The 15,784-nt window shown below is 73.9% G+C and carries 13 protein-coding genes; 9 read left to right on the top strand and 4 right to left on the bottom strand.

Annotation, left to right across the window (positions count from 1 at the left end; genetic code table 11):
- The first annotated feature begins 51 nt into the window (after positions 1-51).
- The 3 genes from moeZ to MUB56_RS23760 all read left to right on the top strand — a co-directional run bounded on the left by moeZ (position 52) and on the right by MUB56_RS23760 (position 2,384).
- The gene (gene moeZ, locus MUB56_RS23770; protein WP_244929482.1) at positions 52-1,251 is read left to right on the top strand and encodes an adenylyltransferase/sulfurtransferase MoeZ; all 1,200 of its coding nucleotides are present in this window, start codon (positions 52-54) and stop codon (positions 1,249-1,251) included.
- 114 nt (positions 1,252-1,365) lie between these two features.
- Complete coding sequence (locus MUB56_RS23765) at positions 1,366-1,674, top strand: MGMT family protein (protein WP_244929481.1); 309 nt, start codon at positions 1,366-1,368, stop codon at positions 1,672-1,674.
- 116 nt (positions 1,675-1,790) lie between these two features.
- Entirely contained in the window at positions 1,791-2,384 is a 594-nt protein-coding gene (locus MUB56_RS23760) for a DoxX family protein (protein ID WP_244929480.1), read from the top strand.
- Between the two features lie 58 nt (positions 2,385-2,442).
- On the opposite strand, the gene MUB56_RS23755 is transcribed toward MUB56_RS23760, so the two are convergent.
- The 4 genes from MUB56_RS23755 to MUB56_RS23740 form a co-directional block, all read right to left on the bottom strand.
- Positions 2,443-4,806 carry a hypothetical protein gene (locus MUB56_RS23755; RefSeq protein WP_244929479.1) on the bottom strand — a complete coding sequence of 788 codons (2,364 nt, stop codon included), beginning with the start codon at positions 4,804-4,806 and terminating at the stop codon, positions 2,443-2,445.
- A gap of 71 nt (positions 4,807-4,877) precedes the next feature.
- A complete protein-coding gene (locus tag MUB56_RS23750; RefSeq protein ID WP_244929478.1) occupies positions 4,878-6,296 on the bottom strand; it encodes a DUF1116 domain-containing protein in 1,419 nt (472 codons plus the stop codon).
- Positions 6,293-7,699 carry an FdrA family protein gene (locus MUB56_RS23745; RefSeq protein WP_244929477.1) on the bottom strand — a complete coding sequence of 469 codons (1,407 nt, stop codon included), beginning with the start codon at positions 7,697-7,699 and terminating at the stop codon, positions 6,293-6,295. The genes MUB56_RS23750 and MUB56_RS23745 overlap by 4 nt, the downstream gene beginning before the upstream one ends.
- Positions 7,696-8,418, bottom strand: a complete 723-nt coding sequence (locus tag MUB56_RS23740) for a DUF2877 domain-containing protein (RefSeq protein WP_244929476.1) — start codon at positions 8,416-8,418, stop codon at positions 7,696-7,698. The genes MUB56_RS23745 and MUB56_RS23740 overlap by 4 nt, the downstream gene beginning before the upstream one ends.
- Positions 8,419-8,494: 76 nt before the next feature.
- Here MUB56_RS23740 and MUB56_RS23735 point away from each other — a divergent pair, with 76 nt between their 5' ends.
- The 6 genes from MUB56_RS23735 (at position 8,495) to MUB56_RS23710 (ending at position 15,727) form a co-directional block, all read left to right on the top strand.
- Complete coding sequence (locus tag MUB56_RS23735) at positions 8,495-9,766, top strand: helix-turn-helix domain-containing protein (protein ID WP_244929475.1); 1,272 nt, start codon at positions 8,495-8,497, stop codon at positions 9,764-9,766.
- 193 nt (positions 9,767-9,959) lie between these two features.
- Entirely contained in the window at positions 9,960-11,318 is a 1,359-nt protein-coding gene (locus tag MUB56_RS23730; RefSeq protein ID WP_244929474.1) for a solute carrier family 23 protein, read from the top strand.
- Positions 11,315-12,154, top strand: coding sequence for an FAD binding domain-containing protein (locus MUB56_RS23725; RefSeq protein ID WP_244929473.1), 840 nt, complete (start codon positions 11,315-11,317; stop codon positions 12,152-12,154). The genes MUB56_RS23730 and MUB56_RS23725 overlap by 4 nt, the downstream gene beginning before the upstream one ends.
- Positions 12,151-12,684: a (2Fe-2S)-binding protein gene (locus MUB56_RS23720; RefSeq protein ID WP_244929472.1), complete on the top strand. Its 534-nt coding sequence runs from the start codon at positions 12,151-12,153 to the stop codon at positions 12,682-12,684. The genes MUB56_RS23725 and MUB56_RS23720 overlap by 4 nt, the downstream gene beginning before the upstream one ends.
- Positions 12,681-15,092: an aerobic carbon-monoxide dehydrogenase large subunit gene (gene cutA / locus MUB56_RS23715; RefSeq protein WP_244929471.1), complete on the top strand. Its 2,412-nt coding sequence runs from the start codon at positions 12,681-12,683 to the stop codon at positions 15,090-15,092. Before MUB56_RS23720 ends, cutA begins: the two co-directional genes overlap by 4 nt.
- Positions 15,089-15,727 carry a carbon monoxide dehydrogenase subunit G gene (locus MUB56_RS23710; RefSeq protein WP_244929470.1) on the top strand — a complete coding sequence of 213 codons (639 nt, stop codon included), beginning with the start codon at positions 15,089-15,091 and terminating at the stop codon, positions 15,725-15,727. Before cutA ends, MUB56_RS23710 begins: the two co-directional genes overlap by 4 nt.
- The last annotated feature ends 57 nt before the right edge of the window (positions 15,728-15,784 follow it).

Here is a 15,784-nt window from a genome sequence, read left to right as displayed (position 1 = left end):
GCCCGGTGTTGCCCGAGCGTTCGACGACCAACGCAACACGAGGAGAGAGCCGTGTCCTTCCCGCCCCTGGTGGAGCCCGCAGACGAGCTGACCATCGACGAGGTGCGTCGCTACAGCCGCCACCTGATCATTCCCGACGTCGGGATGAGCGGGCAGAAGCGGCTCAAGAACGCCAAGGTGCTGGTGATCGGGGCCGGTGGCCTCGGCAGCCCGGCCCTGCTCTACCTGGCCGCCGCCGGGGTCCACACGCTCGGCATCGCGGAGTTCGACGAGGTCGACGAGTCCAACCTGCAGCGCCAGATCATCCACGGCCAGTCCGACATCGGGAAGTCCAAGGCCCAGTCGGCCAAGGAGTCGATCGCCGAGGCGAACCCGTACGTCGAGGTGATCCTGCACGAGCAGCGCCTCGACAACGACAACGTCATGGACGTGTTCAGGGGCTACGACCTGATCGTCGACGGCACCGACAACTTCGCGACCCGCTACATGGTCAACGACGCGGCGTACTTCCTGGGGATCCCCTACGTGTGGGGCTCGATCTACCGCTTCGACGGCCAGGCCTCGGTCTTCGCGCCCAGCATGGCCCCGGACGCGCCGTGCTACCGCTGCCTCTACCCCGAGCCCCCGCCGCCGGGCATGGTCCCGAGCTGCGCCGAGGGCGGCGTGCTCGGCGTCCTGTGCGCCGCGATCGGCTCGATCCAGGTCAACGAGGCCATCAAGGTCCTGACCGGCATCGGCGACCCGGCCATCGGCAAGCTGGTCATCTACGACGCCCTCGAGCTGGAGTGGCGCAAGCTGAAGGTCCGCAAGGACCCCAACTGCGCGCTGTGCGGCGAGAACCCCACCGTCACCGGCCTGATCGACTACGACGCCTTCTGCGGCGCGATCTCCGACGAGGCGGCCGACGCGGCCGCCGGCTCGACGATCTCGGTCACCACCCTGGAGCACATGCTGAAGGAGCGCGAGGAGGGCACCCGCGACTTCGTGCTCGTCGACGTGCGCGAGCCCAACGAGTACGAGATCAACAAGATCCCCGGCTCGGTCCTGATCCCCAAGGGCGAGTTCCTCAACGGCTCCGCGCTGGAGAAGCTGCCCGCGGACAAGCAGGTCGTCATGCACTGCAAGTCCGGCGTCCGCTCGGCCGAGACGCTCGCCATCGTGAAGGGCGCCGGGTACGCCGACGCCGTCCACGTCGGCGGTGGCGTGGTGGCCTGGGTCAACCAGATCGACCCGTCGCAGCCGACGTACTGACGCACGGAGCCTCCGGGCACCGCCCGTCCCGAACGACCCGTCCGCATCCGCGGGCGGGTCGTTCGCGTCGTCGGGGCAGCACGCTGCCCGGAGCCGGCCGCTAGCGTTCGGGGCGTGAGGCATCCCGAGGAGTACGTCGAGGCGGTGCTCGCGATCGTCGAGCAGGTGCCGCGCGGCCGGGTCACGACGTACGGCGCCATCGCGGACGCGCTCGGCCGGTACGGCCCGCGCCGGGTCGGCAACGTGATGGCGACCCACGGCGGCGGGGTGCCGTGGTGGCGGGTGGTGCGCGCCGACGGGTCGCTGCCGCCGAGCCATCTCGACGAGGCGCGCCAGACCTATCTCGAGGAGGGCACCCCGCTGCGGCCCTCGGGGAGCGTCGACATCAAGGCCGCCTTCTGGCTGCCGCCGCAGCAGGCCTGACCGGCTTCGGGACCTAGGTCCTCCACCCGCGCGACGTCCGGCACTGACCGGGAGCGGCGCGCGCGGCGAGAGTGGTGGTGTCAGAGAACGTCACCACCGGAGCAGGAGGTCACACCATGTCGAACATCCACCTCACCCACCGAGGACGTCACGAGGGCGGGGCCGCGACCCTGCCCGACCCGAACTTCGTCCACCCCGAGCTGATCGCCCCCGAGACCCGCCCCGCGCGTGCCGCCCGCTACGTCGGTGCCGGCCTGCGGATCGCCCTCGGCTGGGTCTTCCTCTGGGCCTTCCTGGACAAGCTCTTCGGCCTCGGCTTCGCCACCGAGCGGGACTCGTCCTGGCTCAACGGCGGCAGCCCCACCGAGGGCTTCCTGAGCTTCGCGACCAAGGGCCCCTTCGCGGACGCTTTCAACTCGCTGGCCGGCTACGCCGCCGTCGACTGGCTGTTCATGGTCGGCCTCGCCGGCATCGGTCTGGCGCTGATCACCGGCGTCGGCATCCGGGTCGCGGCCGTCTCGGGGGCGCTGATGATGGTCCTGATGTGGGCCGCCGCGCTCTGGCCGGAGAACAACCCCTTCATGGACGACCACCTCGTCTACGCCGGTCTGCTCGCGATGCTCGCGCTGACCGACGCCGGCCGGACCCTCGGTCTCGGCGGTCTCTGGGCCAAGGTCCCGTTCGTCCAGCGTCACGGCTGGCTGAAGTAGCCGCAGCAGTCACACCCCAGGCCCCGGTGCTCGGCACCGGGGCCTTCGGCATGCCGGCTCACCGCAGCCGGCCGACGTACGCCCCCGCCCGGTGCAGCTCGACGGAGCGGCGCTCCCAGGTGACGCCCACGACCGTGAGCAGGGCTCCGGCGGTGCCGATGAGGATCCACTGCGGGGTCTCGGCGAGGTACGGCGCGGACTCGCGCAGCACGACGAGCGCACCGACGGTGCCGCCGACCAGCAGGGGAGCGCTCCAGCCCAGCCGGGCGCCGAGCAGCACCAGGGTCAGGCAGCCGGCGCCGAGCAGCACCGCGCGCGGCGTGAGCGGGTCGGCGAGCACCCACAGCAGGCTCGGGACGGTGGCGAGCACCAGGCCGGGCAGCAGCGCGGTCGCGGTGCCGGCGCGACCGTCGCGGGTGAGCCGGTACAGACCGACCAGCACGAGCGCGACGGCGCTCGGCAGCGTGTAGGCCTCGGGCGCCTCGACGCCGATCTCGGCGAGCCGTACCCAGGTCGCGGCCGCGAGCAGCAGCCCGCCCGGCCAGGCCAGCGGCCGGCGGTCGCGGTGCAGCAGGGAGTGGATCGTGAGCAGGGCGCCGGCGAGGGTCAGGTGCACCGCCAGCGGGGTGCTGTCGTCGATCCCGGCAAGCGCAGCGGCCACCGCCGCCACGACCGCCGCGAGCTCGACCTCCGGCCGCGGGCGGGGCAGCGCGAGCGCCGCGACCAGCGCCAGCACCAGCAGGGAGCGGTACGACGGGTCGAGCCCGGCGACCTCCCCGCCGGCCCAGGCGGCGGTGGCGAGCGCGAGCGGCAGCGCGGCGCCGCCGAGCAGCCGGACCTCGGCCGGCCCGCGGAGGGCAACGGAGGCGGCGACGACGCTCAGCACCACCGCGGTCGCGGTCGTGAGACCGGCGCTCGGCAGGGCGAGGGGCACCGCGGCTCCGGCGGCCGCGACGGCGACCAGCCCCAGGAGGCCGGTGCGGACCCGGCGGACGAGCAGCACGGCCGCGCCGGCCGCGGACAGCGGCAGCACGACCGCAGCCAGGGGAGCGGCGAACAGCGCCACGCCGCCGAGGCCGGCGAGGCCGAGTGGTCCGGCGGCTCGGGCCGCTGCGGTCCGCCGGTGGGCGCGCGGCACCAGGCTCGCGATGGCGACGGCGATGGTGAGAGCTGCGATAGGCAGCACCAGCGGGTGCGGCTGGTCGAGCCGCGCGGCCAATCGGACATCGGCGGTCGCGGAGTACGGCGTCCCGATGTCGAGCGTGCGGGACAGGGCGAGCAGGCCGAGCGTGATCGTGGCTCCCGCCACGGGGACGCACGCGATCAGCAGCGGCACCTGCGCGACCAGGGACCAGCGGGAGCCCAGCAGCAGGAGGAGCACGCCCGACCAGGCGACGACCACGGCGGAGGCGACCAGGACCAGGACCGTGGCGGTCTCGTCGACGACCGGCACCGCGAGCGCACCGGTGACCGCGGCAGCGGCCAGCGCCAGGCACGGCTCGAGGGCCACGGGCCGGAGCGGGCGGAAGGCCGCCGGAAGCAGGAGCAGCGCCGCGGCGGCGAGCAGGCCGGCCACCCGGCCGTCCGCCCACTGGCCGGCCAGGGTCGGATCCTCGAGCGCGTGCGCCGCCGAGGTGCCGGCCAGCACCAGCCAGCTGACGCCCGCGCCGGCGAGCGCGAGCCACCGGAGGGCCGCCGCCCGCAGCGCCCGGCCGGTCCACGCCAGTGCGGCGAACGCGAGCACGCCGACGAACGCCAGCAGCCGGAGCCGGTCGGTCTGCTCGCCCAGCCCGGCGAGCAGGACGCCCACGCCGGTGGCCGCGGCCAACTGCGGGACGATCAGCCGCGACGGGTGGGTGAGGAGCGCGAGACCGGCGACGGCCAGCGCCCCGCCGTACACCGCGAGCGGGACGCCGTCGGGATGGGTGCCGAGCCAGCCCGCCCGGCCCGCGCCGGCGACGTCGAGCAGGACCAGGCCCAGTGCGACGACGGTGAGCGCCTCCCCGGCCGCCCGCAGGCCGCGCCCGCCGAGCACCAGCCCCGCCGCCGCGCTGCCCGCGGTCAGGCCGAGCAGGACCGTCGTACGACCTCCCACGCCGAGCCAGGACCAGGCGACGGCCAGGAAGATCAGTGCCGCGACGAGCAGGCAGAGCGCCCCGAGGCCGAGCAGCACGGCCGGCACCGAGGTGGTGCGCGGACCGCGGCGCTCGCGCTCGCGCGGCGCTGGGGCGGGGTACGGCGCGATCGCGGACGGGGCCGGCCGGCGGAGCTGGCCCAGCAGCTGGTCGGCGTACCGCAGCACGCTCTGCAGCTGGACGGCGGTCTGGCCGGTCAGCGGCAGGTCGCAGGCGTCGCACCGGCTGGGGACGGCGGGCAGGTCGGCCCCGCAGTCGGGGCACCGCGTCGGGTCGTAGAAGGGCATGCCCCCATCCAGCCACCCGGTCCGGTGCCGGCGTCAGCGGCGGCCTACTCGACCGGCCTGAGTGTGCGTACTCAGCCCCGGCCCCGGGCCAGCTCGGCCAGTCGCGCCAGCGCCTTCGGGAAGATCTCGGCCGGCGGGGTCACCAGGCCGGCACCGACCTGACCGGTGCCGGCGACCTTGCCGGCCATGCCGGTGTTGATCTGCGGCAGGATGCCGGTGCGGCAGACCCGGGTGACGTCGATGCCGGTCGGGGTGCCCTGGAAGTCGAGCACCGGCACCGACCAGCGCGGGTTCTCGCCGAGGGTGATCTCGTGCATCCGGCGGGTGGTCGCGAGCGCGTCCGGGACGCTGCCGCCGACCAGGCGCACGATCGCGGGGGCGGTGGCCATCGCGAAGCCGCCGATGCCGGCGGTCTCGGTGATCGCGGAGTCGCCGATGTCGGGGTTGGCGTCGTCGGGTCCGTAGTCGCCCAGGTAGAGCCCGTCGGCGACCTGGGCCGGACCGGTGAACCACTCGTCGCCGGTGCCCGCGACCTGGATGCCGAAGTCGGTGCCGTTGCGGGCCATCGCCACGACCATCGTCGAGCCCTCGATGCCGCGGGCGGCGTCCAGCGCGAGCTTGCAGGCCGGCATCGCCAGGTTGAGGAAGAAGTGGTCGTTGGCGCCGACGAACCGGATCGCCTCGGCGACGTCGGCGGTGGCCGCGCCGGCCTCGTGACTGCTGAGGACCATCGCCGGGGCGAGGTCGCGCAGCAGCATCAGGGTCCCGGCGCGGTTGCGGTTGTGGGCCTCGTCGCCCATCTGCAGCATCTGGGTGAGGATGCCGGTCACGTCGACGGGCTCGCTGGCGCGCACGGCGGCCTGCAGCAGCGGGCCCAGCACGTCGCCCATCCAGCGCAGCCGGGTGAGCACCTCGGGGGAGTAGGCGCCGTACCGGAGCACCTTGCCGAGGCCCTCGTTGAGCGAGCAGTGGGTACGACGCCCGCTCGCCGGATCCTCGAGCACGAACATCCACATGCCCGGGGTGACCACCCCGGCCATCGGCCCGACTGTGGCGCGGTGGTGGCACGGCTCCAGGCTCACCGAGGAGCCGGACTCGAAGAGCGCGACGGCGTCCTCCGGGTCGTCGACGAGCCCCTCGAGCGCGGCACCGGCCATCAGCCCGCCGCGCAGCGGGCCGGACGCGCGGTCCCAGGTGATCGGCGGGCCGGCGTGCAGGAACTCGCCGCGCTGCAGGCCGAGCACCTCGGCAGCCGGGGCGACGTCGACCAGCCGGGCGGTCACACCGAGCATGGCGTCGAGGGCGCGCCGGTTGGCGTCGTGGCGCAGCGGGTCCGCGGCGACGGTGGCCAGATCGGACTCCGTGCCGGGCATCGGCGGGCGCCAGTCGACGCGCTGGACCTCGACCGCCTGACCGGCGAGGGCATCGGCGAGCAGGTCGGTGCCGACGGAGACGACGGTGCTGGTGCTGGTCACGACGGTGCTGGTCATGACAGGGCCTCCAGGCGCTGCTCGACGAGGGCCACCGCGCGCCGGGCCGCGCCGGCGTTGGACAGGTGCACCTCGGCACCGGCGCCGGCGAGCGCGTCGGCCTGGCGGGCCAGGTCCTGCGGGTCGGCGGCGGTGCCGACCAGGCTGACGACGACGGGGACATCGAGCCCGGTGATGGCCGGCGCGAGGAGCGCGGCCGGGTCCGGCTCCGCGCCGTGGCCCAGCACGACGTCGAGCAGGAGCACCGCCGTGTCCGGGTCGGCGGCGACCCGGGCGAGGTGCTCCAGGCGCAGCGTCGGGTCGATCATCGGATGGGCCCGGCCGGCGGTGTAGGCGTCGTCGCCGAAGTCGGTGAACGGGTGGTCGGTGCCGAGCCGCTCCTCCGCGATCAGCCTGGCCTCCTGGCAGAGCGTGCCGCCGACGAAGAGCCCGTGCAGCCGCCGACCGCGGGTGGCCGGACCGGTGCTCCCGGTGACCGGCCAGGTGGGGACGGCGTGGCCGAGCCGGCGCAGCACCGCCTCGGCGGCCGCGGTCAGGTCGGGGCGGCCGGCACCCAGGAGCGCGAGCTCGACCGGCGTGCCGAGGCGGTCGGCGTACTCCTGCACGGTGGCGGCGACCTCGGGGGCCGGGGGCTTGGAGACGAGGACGACGAGCTCGACCGACGGGTCGAGGTCGAGCCGGCGCAGGGCCTCGGTGGTGGACCGGCCGCCGACCTCGGTGGACAGGTCACGGCCGCCGACGCCGAGCGCGGAGGAGACGCCGACGCCGGCGTGGTCGAGCAGCGCGAGGAGCTGCTGGCAGCCGGTGCCGGACGCGGCGACCAGGCCGACCGGTCCGGGGCGGACCACGTTGGCGAAGCCGAGACCGACCCCGTCGACGACGGCCGTCCCGCAGTCGGGGCCCAGCACCAGCAGCCCGCGCTCGGCGGCGGTGCGCTTCAGGGCGATCTCGTGCTCGAGCGGGACGTTGTCGCTGAAGACCATCACGTCGCTGCCCGCGTCGAGGGCGTCCATCGCCTCGACGAGGGCGTGCTGGCCGGCGACGGAGACCAGGACCAGCCCGCCGGGGGCGTCGCGCAGCGCGGTGGCCGTGGTGCGGTGGGGTGCCACCTCGCCACCGCCGGTCGGTCGGCGGCTCGTCGCGGCCAGCGCCTCGGCGACCGCGGCCAGGGCGCGTTCGACGGCGGCGTCGTCCGCGACGCGCAGCGCGACGACGAGGTCGTTGGTGGTGGCCTCGGCGGGCACGTCGAAGCCCATGCCGGCGAGCACCTCGAGGTTCAGTGCGGTCGCCATCGCGACCTGGGCCGCGAGCACGCCCTCGACCTGCTGGACGCTGCGGCTGACCTGGAGCAGGGCGACGGAGTCGGCGTACGCGCCGGGACGGAGCTCGACGTGGGTCCTCATGCCGCGCTTCCGCTGCGCCGTGCGAGTCCGGCGAGGGCACGCCGGCCCCCGGTGAGCAGACCGCGGCCGGAGGTGTGTCCGATCGCCGCCAGCGCCGCGGCCCGGCCTCGCTCGGCAGGGGTGCCGACGACCCGCAGCCAGTCCCCGAACTCGGGCAGTGCCTCCCCGTGCAGGGCGCAGTCGAGCAGGGTGGCGGAGAGCAGCGTGGTGCGGTACGCCATCGCCCGCACCGCCGCGTCGACCTCGGGGGTCGCGACGCCGGCGGCCCGGTGCACGGCCAGCCAGCCGCAGAGCTGGTCGTCGCCGTACGGCGTGAGCCCGTCGCCGGCGCCGACCAGGCTGCGCACCTCCTCGACCCCCAGCGGTGCCGGCCGGTCGGCGGTGAGCGCCAGTGCGGGGACGCCGACCCGGACGAACCGGCCCACGACCAGCGGCCGACCGTCGAGGTGGAGCACGCCGTCGCGGACCTCCGCGGTCCGCGCCGGGAGCTCGGCGAGCACGCCGGCCGCGGCGCGCAGGGCGCACGGCACCTGGGCGGCCTGCGCGTCGACGACGCCGGTGCACCAGCCGTGCAGGTCGACGTACACGGCGTGCGGACCTCGGTGGAGCACGGTGACCGGGCCGTCCGGCGCGGCCCGGAGCCGCTCGTGGACGCGCGGCGGTGCGCTGACCGGAAGGGGGGCCCGGTGCTGGGCCGGGAGCGGGCGGTGGGGCCTCACGCTGACAGACGCTAGCGGGTCATTCTAGGGTTGACCGATGTGAGGATGTGCCAACGATCTCCCGAGGAGGGCGCAGATGTTGATAGGCACCGGTGACGGTGGCGCCGCCGAGGCGCTGGCCCGGGTCGACGCGCTGCACACCGGCCTCACCCAGATCGCCCTCGAGGGTGGCGACCTGCGGGGGATCGCGGCCGAGGTGGCGCGGGTGCTCGACGTGGGCGTCCTGGTGACCTCGACCGACGGCCGCGAGCGTGCCGGTGCGCTCTCCGAGGCGCAGCGCACCCAGCTCGCCGACCACGATCTCGTCGACCCGACCGGCCGGGTCCGGGTCGAGCGGATCGGGGGCCACGGAGCGGTGGTGGGGGACGGCGAGGTGCGCACGCTGCGGGTCGCGGCGGCCGGCACCGACCTGGCCCGGCTCGTCTGCGTCCGGCCGGGCGCGCCGATCTCCTCCGACGACGTGCACGCGCTCGAGCGGGCGGCGGCCGTGGCGGCCCTGGTCATCATCCGCGAGCAGGCCGTCTCCGCGGTCGAGAACAAGTACCAGGGCGACTTCCTGCGCGACGTCTTCCTGCGCCGTGCCGGCGGGGAGGAGTACGTCGCCGAGCACGCCGACACCTTCGGCTGGGACCTGCTCCGGCCGGTCGTCGTGGTCGCCGCCGAGATCGACCCGCCCGGACCGGACGAGGCGCCGGTCGCGCGCGCCGTCCGCCGGCAGTGGCAGGAGCGGTTCGCGGCGGCCTGGCGGCAGGTCGGTCGCGGCGTCGACCCCGGCATCCCCTGCGTCGACTTCTCCTCCGAGGTCGTCAGTCTGCTGCCGGTCCCGTCCGGCGCCGAGGAGTCGGTGGCCGGCGAGGCCGTCGTACGACGGGTGGTGACGGCCGTGGCCGGCGACAAGGGCGGTGGCCGCCGGCCGTTCTCGGTCGGGGTGAGTCGGGTGGCCGTCGATCTCGAGGACCTGCCGGGCGCCTACGCGCAGGCCCGGCGCGCGGTCGAGGTGGGGCGCCGGGTGCACGGCGGCGGCTCGACGACCTTCTTCGACCAGCTCGGCCTGCACCGGCTGATCGCGCTGATCACCGACGACCGCGAGCTGGAGGCCTTCACCCGCGACGTGCTCGGCCCGCTCGCCCTGGCCACGACCGAGGCCGCGGACCTGCGCGAGACCCTCCAGGTGCTGCTGGACACGAACTTCAACGTGGCCGAGGCCGCTCGCGTGCAGTTCTTCCACTACAACACGATGCGCTACCGGGTGGCCAAGCTCGAACGTCTCCTCGGCCCGCTCTCCTCCGACCCGCACCTGCGCCTCGACGTCGCCGTCGCCCTCCGCGTCCTGGAGATCGCCTCCTGAGCTTGCCTCCTGAGCTTGCCGAGTCAGCACCAGTAGTGCTGACTCGGCCCACCACTTCTGCTGACTCGGCGGTCAAGTGGTGCCAGCGGATTCGGCGTTCCTTCGGCAGGAGTGGCCGTCGAGGGTGTGTCATGGGGATCACTACGTTGTGGTTCCTCTGCGGCCGCGGGCCGCCGGTGATGGAGGTGCGGGCATGTCGTTGTTCTCGTGGGAGAAGGTCGACCCGGCTCCGGGGGTGGCGGTCGCGCCGCACCAGCGGCTGAGCTGGGGGAAGACGGCGGGCCTCGGCGCCCAGCACGTCGTGGCGATGTTCGGGGCGACGTTCGTCTTCCCGCTGGTGATGGGGCTCGACCCCAACCTCGCCATCATGTTCTCCGGGATCTGCACGATCATGTTCCTGCTGGTGTGCAGCAACAAGGTGCCCAGCTACCTCGGGACCAGCGCGTCGTTCGTGGGCGGCGTCGTCGCGATCCGGGGCCAGGACGGTGACTCCGCGGACGTGACCGGGGCGATCCTGGTCGCCGGCCTGGTGCTGCTGGCGGTCGGCGTGCTGGTGCACTTCGCCGGCGCGGGCCTGATCCACAAGATCCTGCCGCCGGCCGTCACCGGCGCGGTCGTCATGCTCATCGGCTTCAACCTGGCGCCGGTGGTCGCGGACGTCTACTGGCCGCAGGACCAGTGGGTCGCGCTGCTCACCGCCACCTTCATGGTGGCCGCCGCGGTGCTGCTCCCCGGCTTCTGGTCGCGGATCGCCGTGCTGCTGGCGCTGGTCTTCGGCTACCTGGTCTCGTGGCTCTTCGACGGCGTCTTCGGCCCGATCACCTCGGTGCTCGGCGGTGCGACCGAGGCCACCGAGCACGACCGGGTGACCTGGGCGGGCGTGCAGGCCGCCGACTGGATCGGCCTGCCGAGCGGCACCCTCGCCGACGGCGTGGACGTCGTACACGGCCCGAGCTTCTCGCTGACCTTCATCCTGCTCGTGCTGCCGGGCGTGATCGCGCTGATCGCCGAGAACACCGGCCACGTCAAGGCGGTCGCCGAGATGACCGGCGAGAACCTGGACCCCTACATGGGCCGGGCCCTCGGCGCCGACGGTGCCGCGACCGCCCTGGCCAGCCTGTTCGGGGGCAGCCCGACGACGACGTACGCCGAGAACATCGGCGTGATGGGTGCGACCAAGGTCTACTCGACCGCCGCCTACTACGCGGCGGCCATCGTGGCGATCCTGCTGGGTCTGTGCCCGAAGTTCGGCGCCATCGTGAACGCGACCCCGGGCGGCGTCCTCGGCGGCATCACCGTCGTCCTCTACGGGATGATCGGCCTGGTCGGCGCCAAGATCTGGGTCGACAACCGGGTCGACTTCGCCAATCCCGTCAACCTGGTCGGTCTGGCCGCCGGCATCATCATCGGCGTCGGCGACGTCACCTTGGAGATCACCGACGACTTCGCGCTCACCGGCATCGCGTTCGGCACGATCGTCGTCATCGCCTACTACCACCTGGTGGCCCGCAACCTGAACGCCTCCGCGGGCGAGGTGACCCGGAACCTGTGAAGCCCGCACCGTTCGCGTACCACCGCCCGTCGACCCTCGACGAGGCGATCGCGACGCTGGCCGCCGACCCGCACGCCAAGGTGCTGGCCGGCGGCCAGAGCCTGGTGCCGCTGCTGTCGATGCGGCTGGCCCAGCCGAGCGCGCTGGTCGACATCAACGGGCTGGCCGAGCTGGCCGGCATCCGGGTCGACGACCGGGGGGTCCGGATCGGGGCGCTGGCCCGGCACGCCGACGTCCTCGCCTCGGCGGAGGTACGACGCACGCAGCCGCTCGTCAGCCTGGCCCTGGCCCACGTCGCCCACGCGACGATCCGCAACCGCGGCACCACGGTGGGCTCGCTGGTGCATGCGGACGCGGCCGCCGAGATGCCGGTCGTGCTCACCCTGCTCGGCGGCTCGGTGGAGGTGGCCTCGGTGCGCGGCCGACGCACGATCGCCGCGGCCGAGCTGTTCCTCGGTCCGCTGGAGTCGTCGCTGGCCCCCGACGAGATCGCGGTGTCGGCGGACTTCCCGGCTCTTCCGGCCGGGGCCGGCGTGGCCTTCGAGGAGATCGCGCGGCGGCACGGCGACTACGCGCTGTGCGGGGTCGCGGCGCTGGCCGACGGCGAGACGGTCAAGGCGGGGTTCGTGTCGGTCAGCGACGTGCCGACGGTCGTCGACCTGAGCGGCGTCCCGGCCGGGGAGCGGGGCGCGGCCGCGCTGGCCGAGCTCGATCCCGTCGGCGACATCCACGCGACCGCGGCGTACCGCTCCCAGCTGGTGCGGGTGCTCACCGAGCGGGTGGTCGGGTCGGCGGTCCGGGACGCGGAGCTCCGATCCCGGGAGGGGGCACCGTGAGCGAGGAGCTGCACGACGTACGCCTGAGTGTGAACGGTGCGTCGTACGACGTCCGGGTGCCGGGTCGGCGGCTGCTCTCGGACGCGCTGCGCCACGACCTCGGCCTCACCGGCACCCACGTCGGCTGCGAGCACGGCGTGTGCGGCGCCTGCACGGTGCTGCTCGACGGTGCCCCGGTGCGCGCCTGCCTGATGTTCGCGGTCTCCGCGCAGGGCCAGGAGATCACCACCGTCGAGGGGCTGGCCCGTCCCGACGGCACCCTGAGCAACGTGCAGCAGGCGTTCGTGGAGTGCCACGGCCTGCAGTGCGGCTTCTGCACGCCGGGCTTCCTGACCACCATCACCGCGGGGCTGCGGGCCAACCCGACCCCCACGCACGAGGAGTGCCGCGAGATGGTCGCCGGCAACCTGTGCCGCTGCACCGGCTACCAGAACATCGTCAGGGCCGTGGAGCGAGCCGCCGAGCTGGGTCTCGATACGCCCTCGCTCGTTCCTCGCGAGGGCTCCTCGACCAACGAGGAAACGCCGTGACCACGAAGCTGATGGGCCAGGGGGTGCAGCGGGTCGAGGACCAGCGGTTCCTGCGCGGACAGGGGCGCTACGTCGACGACGTGGCTGTAGGCCCGGCGACCCTGCACGCGGCGGTGCTGCGCAGCCCGCACGCGCACGCCCGGATCGTCGACATCGACGTCGACGCGGTGCTCGACCTCGAGGGCGTGCACGCCGTCTGGACCCACGACGACCTGACCGGTCCGATGGCCGAGCCGCTGCCGCTGCTGATCCCGCACCCGGCCCTGACTCACGGCCGCACGCAGTACGCCCTGGCCAAGGACGAGGTGAACTACGCCGGCGAGGCGGTGGCGTTCGTGGTCGCCGAGGACCGCTACGTCGCCGAGGACGCGCTCGACCGCATCCGGGTGACGTACGACGTGCTGCCGCCCGTCGTCGGCATCGACGCCGCCCGCGCCGCGGACCGGCTGGTCCACGAGGACGTGCCGGGCAACGTCGGCGCCCGGATGGAGCAGCAGACCGGCGACGCGCAGGCGGCGATCGCGAAGGCGCCGCACCGCCTCGAGCTCGACCTCACCGTCGAGCGCAGCGCCTGCACGCCGATGGAGGGCCGCGGCACGGTCGCCCGCTGGGACCCCGACCTCAACCGGATGCAGGTGTGGACCTCGACCCAGAGCTCGACCGGCGTGCGCGCGGTCGTCGCGGTGAAGCTGGAGCTCGACCTCGGCCAGGTCGACGTGATCACCCCCGACGTGGGCGGCGGCTTCGGCGTGAAGATCAACCACCCGTGGCCCGAGGAGCTGCTCGTCCCGCTGGCGGCCCGCGCGCTGGGCCGCACGGTGAAGTTCACCGAGGACCGCCGCGAGCACTTCATCTCCAGCGCCCACGAGCGCGGCCAGGTGCACCACGTCGAGGTCGGGTTCGACGACGACGGCCGTCTGCTCGGGCTCGACGTGGCGTTCTGGCACGACCACGGCGCGTACACGCCGTACGGCCTGATCGTCCCGATCATCACCTCGACCCAGCTGCTCGGGCCGTACAAGCCCGAGGTCTACCGGGTCGTCTTCGAGTCGGTCTACACCAACACCGTGATGGTCACGCCGTACCGCGGCGCCGGGCGGCCGCAGGGCTGCTTCGTCATGGAGCGCACCATGGACGCGATCGCCGAGTACCTCGGCAAGGACCGCGCGGAGGTGCGGGCCACGAACTTCATCCAGCCCGACGAGTTCCCCTACGACCAGGGGCTGATCTTCCAGGACGGGCGGGAGCTGGAGTACGACTCCGGCGACTACCCGGCCTCGCTGGAGAAGATCAAGGCGCTGGTCGGCTGGGACGAGTTCCCCGCGTTCCAGAAGGAGATGGCCGCGGTCGGTCGGCGGGTCGGCATCGGCCTGGCCTGCTACGTCGAGGGCACCGGCGTCGGCCCCTACGAGGGCGCGCACGTGCACATCGAGACCACCGGCAAGGTCAAGGTCGCCACCGGCCTGACCACCCAGGGCCAGGGGCACGCGACCGTGTTCGCGCAGCTGGTCGCCGACGAGCTGGGGGTCCGACTGGAGGACGTCGAGGTCGTCACCGGCGACACCCGGCGGATGCCGTACGCCGTCGGCACCTTCGCCTCGCGGGCCGCCGTGATGAGCGGCTCGGCGATCCACCTGGCCGCCAGGCGGGCCAAGGAGAAGGTGCTGAAGATCGCCGCCGAGGCGCTCGAGGCGTCCGAGGAGGACCTGGAGATCGTCGACGGCGTCGTCTCGGTGAAGGGCTCGCCGGGCAGCTCGCTCGACCTGGGCACGGTCTCGGTGCTCTCGAACCCGCTGCGCTACGCCTTCGACGAGGCGTCGAAGGCGGCGACCCAGTTCTCGGTCGGCGACCCGGGCAAGCCGCCGGTGCCCGAGGACGAGGAGCCGGGCCTCGAGGGCCGCGACTTCTACAGCCCCGAGCGGGCGACGTTCGCCTCCGGCATGCACGCGGTGATCGTCGAGACCGACCCGGAGACGGCGGAGATCACCATCCTGAAGTACGCCGTCGTCCACGACTGCGGGAAGCTGATCAATCCGATGATCGTCGAGGGCCAGATCCACGGCGGCGTCGCCCAGGGCGTGGCCGGCGCGCTCTACGAGCGGATGGCGTACGACGAGAACGGCCAGCTGCAGAACGCCTCCTTCATGGACTTCCTGATGCCGTACGTCACCGAGGTCCCCGACGGCATCGACATCGACCACCTCGAGACCCCGTCACCGCTGAACCCGCTCGGCATCAAGGGCGCGGGGGAGGCGGGCGTGATCCCGTCGGCCGCAGTGTTCGCGGCCGCGATCGAGGACGCCGAGAGGCTGTCCATCCCGGGCCTGGCGATCACCGCGATGCCCATCTCGCCGTCCGAGCTCTTCCACCTGCGCCAGTCCCACCCCAGCCAGGAGCACACCGCATGAGGATCCAGGGTTCGAACGTCATCGCCGCGCCGATCAACCAGGTGTGGGACGCCCTGCTCGACCCGGCCGTGCTCGTGGCCACCATCCCCGGCTGCGAGCGGCTGGCGGCCCGCCCCCCGATCCCTGGGAACGAGCACGCCTACGACATGACCGTCACCGCCGGCGTGGCCGCGATCAAGGGCACCTACGCCGGCACCTGCACGCTCTCCGACCTGGTCCCGGAGCGCTCGCTGGTGATGACGCTGTCGGGGTCCGGTGCGCCGGGCACGGTCGACGCCCGGGTCGCCGTCTCGTTCGCCGAGGTCGACGGCGGCACCGAGGTGTCGTACGACGCCGACGCGACGGTCGGCGGGATGGTCGGCGGCGTGGGCCAGCGGATGCTCACCAGCGTCTCGAAGCGGATGGCCGGCGAGTTCTTCGGCAACGTCGGCGCCGCGATCGCCGGCCCAGCGCTCGATCAGTCCGGCGCGCCGGCGCCGGCCGGTGTCGAGACCCCCGCAGCCCCCGGGACCACGGTCTTCACCGCTCCCGCGAAGGCATCCGCCCCCGACGACTTCCTCAAGGGCATCGCCGTCGGCGCCGGCCTGGTGCTGCTGGGCGTCGTCGCGGGCTCGCTGTTCGGGCGGCGGCGGTGAGGCAGCCACCGATGCTGCGGCCGGAACGGTGCCCAGCTCACCGCCCGACCGGGTCGC

It is taken from the genome of Nocardioides sp. W7, assembly GCF_022919075.1.
Lineage (GTDB): Bacteria > Actinomycetota > Actinomycetes > Propionibacteriales > Nocardioidaceae > Nocardioides.
This window is presented reverse-complemented; position numbering and strand designations above follow the sequence as displayed.

Excerpts from the sequence above, each read along its gene's own strand:
- MUB56_RS23760 (WP_244929480.1), top strand. The coding sequence starts at position 1,791 with ATGTCGAACATCCACCTCACCCACCGAGGACGTCACGAGGGCGGGGCC.
- MUB56_RS23755 (WP_244929479.1), bottom strand. The coding sequence starts at position 4,806 with ATGCCCTTCTACGACCCGACGCGGTGCCCCGACTGCGGGGCCGACCTG.
- MUB56_RS23750 (WP_244929478.1), bottom strand. The coding sequence starts at position 6,296 with ATGACCAGCACCGTCGTGACCAGCACCAGCACCGTCGTCTCCGTCGGC.
- MUB56_RS23745 (WP_244929477.1), bottom strand. The coding sequence starts at position 7,699 with ATGAGGACCCACGTCGAGCTCCGTCCCGGCGCGTACGCCGACTCCGTC.
- MUB56_RS23735 (WP_244929475.1), top strand. The coding sequence starts at position 8,495 with ATGTTGATAGGCACCGGTGACGGTGGCGCCGCCGAGGCGCTGGCCCGG.
- MUB56_RS23730 (WP_244929474.1), top strand. The coding sequence starts at position 9,960 with ATGTCGTTGTTCTCGTGGGAGAAGGTCGACCCGGCTCCGGGGGTGGCG.
- MUB56_RS23710 (WP_244929470.1), top strand. The coding sequence starts at position 15,089 with ATGAGGATCCAGGGTTCGAACGTCATCGCCGCGCCGATCAACCAGGTG.